The 4,812-nt window shown below is 72.8% G+C and carries 4 protein-coding genes; 3 read left to right on the forward strand and 1 reads right to left on the reverse strand.

Going from position 1 to position 4,812, the window contains the following annotated elements; all coding sequences use genetic code 11:
• The first annotated feature begins 311 nt into the window (after positions 1 to 311).
• The 3 genes from GTR02_RS19885 to GTR02_RS19895 are packed head-to-tail and all read left to right on the forward strand — an operon-like array spanning position 312 to position 3,519.
• Positions 312 to 1,661 carry an extracellular solute-binding protein gene (locus GTR02_RS19885; protein ID WP_205709675.1) on the forward strand — a complete coding sequence of 450 codons (1,350 nt, stop codon included), beginning with the start codon at positions 312 to 314 and terminating at the stop codon, positions 1,659 to 1,661.
• Positions 1,658 to 2,575, forward strand: a complete 918-nt coding sequence (locus GTR02_RS19890; RefSeq protein WP_166609216.1) for an ABC transporter permease subunit — start codon at positions 1,658 to 1,660, stop codon at positions 2,573 to 2,575. The genes GTR02_RS19885 and GTR02_RS19890 overlap by 4 nt, the downstream gene beginning before the upstream one ends.
• Positions 2,572 to 3,519, forward strand: a complete 948-nt coding sequence (locus GTR02_RS19895; RefSeq protein WP_166609217.1) for a carbohydrate ABC transporter permease — start codon at positions 2,572 to 2,574, stop codon at positions 3,517 to 3,519. Before GTR02_RS19890 ends, GTR02_RS19895 begins: the two co-directional genes overlap by 4 nt.
• A gap of 44 nt (positions 3,520 to 3,563) precedes the next feature.
• Here the strand turns inward: GTR02_RS19895 and GTR02_RS19900 are convergent, their stop codons facing one another.
• Complete coding sequence (locus GTR02_RS19900; protein ID WP_166609219.1) at positions 3,564 to 4,646, reverse strand: adenosine deaminase; 1,083 nt, start codon at positions 4,644 to 4,646, stop codon at positions 3,564 to 3,566.
• Positions 4,647 to 4,812 lie beyond the last annotated feature (166 nt).

Consider the following 4,812-nt stretch of genomic DNA (forward strand, 5'->3'; position numbering starts at 1 on the left):
GTGCCGGGGGACGGGGTGCCGGAGGACGGGGTGCCGGTGTCGGTCATGGCGGCAGGCTCCTCCCGCCCTCCGACACCCGCGCCCAGCCGCGCTCGGGGGGGAGGCCGGGGCGGCGCACGGCACCCCGCCGGACCCCGGTGCGGACGTCGCCGTGCCGGCTCCGCGGAGCGTCGTCGAGGACGAGCCGGCGACGGCGCGCGCGGCGCTCCGGGCCTGCGCGTCGGATGGTTGACACCCTCGCGACAAGTGTCTACGGTGCGGAAAGCATTCACAACGATGTCATGCGTCCACATATGCAACCGGAGGTCTCCGTGCGAGTCCACTCGCTCCGCACCCGCACCACCGCTGCCACCTCGATCGTCCTGCTCGCCGCCACGCTCGGCGCCTGCTCCAGCGACGACGAGGGAGGGACCGCCGGCGGAGCGGCGTCCGGCCCCCTGGAGGTCTGGTCGCGCAGCACGCCCGAGCCGGCGGCGACGTACCAGAAGGTGTTCGCGGCCTTCACGGCGAAGACCGGCATCGAGGTCGACTACCAGGGCGTCGTCGAGTTCGACACCCAGCTGCAGTCGCGCGCCTCGGCGAAGGACCTGCCCGACGTCCTCATCAACGACGCGGGCTCGCTCGGCAACTACGTCTCGCAGGGCCTCCTGACGCCCATCGACCGCGAGAGCATCGCCGGCCAGGAGTCGATCGCCGACGAGACGTGGCAGCAGAACGTCGGGATCGACGGCGAGACCTACGGCGTGCCGTGGTCGCGGCAGACGTTCGCGACCGTCGTGCGCAAGGACTGGCGCGAGAAGCTCGGGTTGCCCGTGCCCACGAACTGGGACGAGCTGACCGCCCTCGCGACCGCCTTCGGGACGCAGGACCCGGACGGCAACGGCCAGGCGGACACCTACGGCATGGTCATCCCCGGCACCGCGAAGAACGGCTACATCGGCTGGTGGGCGTCGTCGTACATCTGGCAGGCCGGGGGCGACCTGCTGCGCAGCACCGGGGACGGGACCTTCGAGTCCGCGATCGACAGCCCGGAGACGCGCACGGCCGCCGAGTTCGTGCGCACCCAGTTCTGCACGCCCGGCAACACCGTCCCGGGCGCCATCAACCTCACGACGGGCGACTCCCCCTTCTTCCAGGAGGGCACGGCCGGCATCTACCTCACGGGGCCCTACCAGTGGTCGGCCTTCGACGCGGCCCTCGGCAAGGACGCCTACGAGGTCATCCCGATGCCGAAGGGGCCGGTCGGCACCACCGCCCTGGCCGAGGGGGAGAACATCTACTTCGGGGCGGGTTCGGACAAGGCCGACCAGCAGAAGGCGCTCGCGGAGTTCCTCATCACGCCCGAGGCGCAGGAGCTCGGCATGACCGTGGAGCCCCTGCCGTCGGGCGGGTCCACGCAGGCCGTCGTGCGGCTGCCCGTCAACTCCGACGTCGACGTGGTCGCGACCACGGGCGACGACCGCTGGAAGGTCGTGGAGGACAACTACGAGTCCGACTCCCGGACGTTCGAGTGGTCGATCAACTTCACGCCGTTCCGGCAGGCGCTCGGTGAGGGCATGAACGCCATCGCGGCGGACTGCGGCAGCGACATCGACGCGGGCCTGAAGTCCATCGACGAGGCCTTCACCGCCGAGCTCGAGTCGCAGGACCTGCTGAAGTGAGCGCGGCCACGGTGACTCCCGCGCCGGCGGTGCGCCGGCGCGGGTCCCGCCGCGGCGGCTGGTGGTTCCCGTGGCTGTTCGTCGCCCCCGGCCTGCTGTTCGGCCTGACGTTCAAGTTCTGGCCGGCCGTCGAGGGCTTCCGGATGAGCCTGCACAAGGTGCAGCCCTTCCTGGGGGACCAGTGGGTCGGCCTGGACAACTACCGCCGGGTCCTCACCGACTCCCGGTTCCAGGACTCGCTCGGGCACACCGTCCTGCTGGGGTTCGGCCAGACGATCGGTGCGCTCGTGCTGGGCACGGTGCTGGCGCTGCTGCTCGAGGGCCAGACCCGCTCGCTCTGGGTCGTGCGCACGGCCGTCTTCCTGCCCGTCGTGACGGCCGTCGCGGTGATCGGGGAGATCTGGCGCATCCTCTACTTCCCGAGCGAGGCCGGGTTCGTCAACTCGATCGCCGGCCTGGTGGGGCTCGGGCCGTTCCCGTTCCTCACCGACCCCTCGACGGCGCTGTTCTCCATCATGGCCGTGGGCGTGTGGACGGGGGCGCCCTACACCATGGTCATCGTGCTCGCGGGGCTCACCGGCATCGACCGCACGCTGTACGAGGCGGCCGCCGTCGACGGCGTCTCGATCGCGCAGCGCCTGCGCTGGATCGTCCTGCCGGGGCTGCGGCCCGCCGTCGCCACGGTGCTCACGCTCGCCGCGATCCGCAGCCTGCGGACGTTCACGGAGGTCTACGTCCTCACGGGCGGCGGCCCGGCGGGCTCCACCGAGGTCTGGATGACCCGGGTCTACTCCCTCGGGTTCGAGCGCAACGACCTCGGCGTCGCCTCCGCGGCGTCCGTGCTGCTGCTCCTGGTCACCCTGGGGCTGACCCTGGGCGTCCGCCACGCCACCCGGACGAGGGAGTCCCGATGAGCCTGCCCACCGCACCGCTCGCGCCCGCGGCCGCGGCCGCGCGCCTCACGCGGCCCCCCGCCCGCGGGTCGGGGCGCGACACGCGCGGCCAGTTCGACACCGCGCTCGGCTGGAAGCCGGGGTTCGGCGTCGCCGCCGTCCTGCGCGGCGTGCTCGCCCTCGCCGCCCTCTTCGTCTTCGCGGCCCCGTTCGTGACCGTCGTGTCGGGCGCGTTCAACCGCTCGACCGACTCGACCCGCATGAGCCTGTGGCCGTCGGACCCGTCGCTGCTGCCGTTCCAGATCGCGACCGACAAGGGCATCTGGGGGTACTTCGCGAACTCGCTCGTCATCGTCGGCGGCGGACTGCTGCTGCAGATCACGGTGTCCGTCCTCGCGGCGTACGCCCTGGCGCGGCACCGCTTCCGCGGCCAGACGGTCGTGCTGCTGCTGTTCCTGCTGACGATGATGCTGCCCGAGGAGGTCATCGCGATCCCCCTGTCGCAGGTCATCAGCGACGTGCCCCTGCTGGGCGTCAGCCTCAAGGGCTCCCCCCTCGGCGTGATCCTCCCCGTCGCCACCTGGGGGTTCTCGATCCTCGTCATGACGGAGTTCATGAAGGAGATCCCCGACGAGATCGAGGAGGCCGCGCGCCTGGACGGCGTCGGCGAGGTCCGGATGCTGTGGTCGATCGTGCTGCCGCTGTGCCGGCCCGTGCTGGGCGTCGTGACGATCTTCGGCTTCATGATGATCTGGGACCAGTACCTGCTGCCGCTCATCGCGGCCGACGGCCCGGAGGACTACACGCTGACCGTGGCCCTGTCGGTGCTGCGGGCGGACAACCAGGTGGGGCCGGGCGTGCTGCTGGCCGGCGCCGTCCTGGCCCTGCTGCCCAGCCTCGTCGTGTACCTGCTGATGCAGCGGTCCCTCATCGCGGGCATCACCTCGGGCGCGACGAAGGGCTGACGGCGCCCCCGGCCGGCGGGCCGGGGGCGCCGTCCGGCGCGAGCTCAGGCGGAGGTGACCGCCGTCGCGAACCCCGGCCGCAGGACGTCCTCGGCCAGGGCCAGGCGCTGGTCGAACGGCAGGAACGACGCGGACAGCGCCGTCACCGTGGCCCGCTCGACGTCGGCGACGCGCCAGCCGGCCTCGTCGGCGAGCAGGGCGAACTCGCGGCTGAGGCTCGTCCCCGACATCAGCCGGTTGTCGGTGTTCACCGCGACCGCGAAACCCAGGTCCTTCAGCGCGGTCACGGGGTGGTCAGCGACGCTCGTCGCGGCCCCCGTCTGCACGTTGCTCGACGGGCACAGCTCGAGCACTACCCCGCGGTCGCGCACCCACGCGGCCAGCCGGCCCAGCCGGGCGGCGGGCATCCCGAAGCGGTCCGTGCCGCCGGTCAGCTCGACGTCGTCGGCGATGCGGACGCCGTGACCGATGCGCTGGGCGCCGCACGTGTGCACGGCGTCCGCGATGCTCTCCAGCCCCGAGGCCTCCCCCGCGTGGATGGTCACGGGGAGGTTCTCGGCGTGCAGCCGGTCGAAGGCCGCGAGGTGGTTCGACGGCGGGAAGCCGATCTCCGCGCCCGCGATGTCGAACCCGACGACGCCCGCGTCGCGGTGCCGCAGCGCGAGTTCCGCGATCTCGGCCGAGCGGTCCGCGTGCCGCATCGCGGTGACCAGGGTGCCGACCCGGATCGGCGTGCCGGCCGCGGCGGCCTGCTCCTCGCCGCGGCGCATGCCCTGCTCGACGGCGACGACGACCTCGTCGAGGCTCAGGCCGCCCGCGAGGTGCTGCTCGGGGGCGTAGCGCAGCTCGCCGTAGACGACGCCGTCCGCGGCCAGGTCCAGCACGGCCTCCGTCGCGACGCGCGCCAGCGACTCGGCGTCCTGCATGACGGCCACGGTGTGGTCGAAGGTCTCCAGGTAGCGCACGAGCGATCCCGAGTCCGCGCTGTCGCGGAACCAGGCGCGCAGCTCCTCCGGGTCCGTCGTCGGCAGCACGTGCCCGTTCGCGGACGCGATCTCCACGATCGTCGCGGGCCGCAGGCCGCCGTCCAGGTGGTCGTGCAGGGACACCTTGGGCAGGCGTCGCATGGTCTCGAGGGTGCTCACGCCGCCGATCCTGCCACCCGGGCCGGGAACCCCCGGCGGCCGTGCGGTTTGACCCGGGCGGCAGCGGGCAGAGGAGACGGAGTGCCCGGTCCGCCACGGACCGGGGACCCGTGCCTCCCGGCCGCACCCGCACCGACCCCCCAGGAGA

The sequence above is a fragment of the Kineococcus siccus genome, from assembly GCF_009906795.1.
Taxonomy (GTDB): Bacteria; Actinomycetota; Actinomycetes; order Actinomycetales; family Kineococcaceae; genus Kineococcus; species Kineococcus siccus.

Excerpts from the sequence above, each read along its gene's own strand:
- GTR02_RS19900 (WP_166609219.1), bottom strand. The coding sequence starts at position 4,646 with ATGCGACGCCTGCCCAAGGTGTCCCTGCACGACCACCTGGACGGCGGC.
- GTR02_RS19895 (WP_166609217.1), top strand. The coding sequence starts at position 2,572 with ATGAGCCTGCCCACCGCACCGCTCGCGCCCGCGGCCGCGGCCGCGCGC.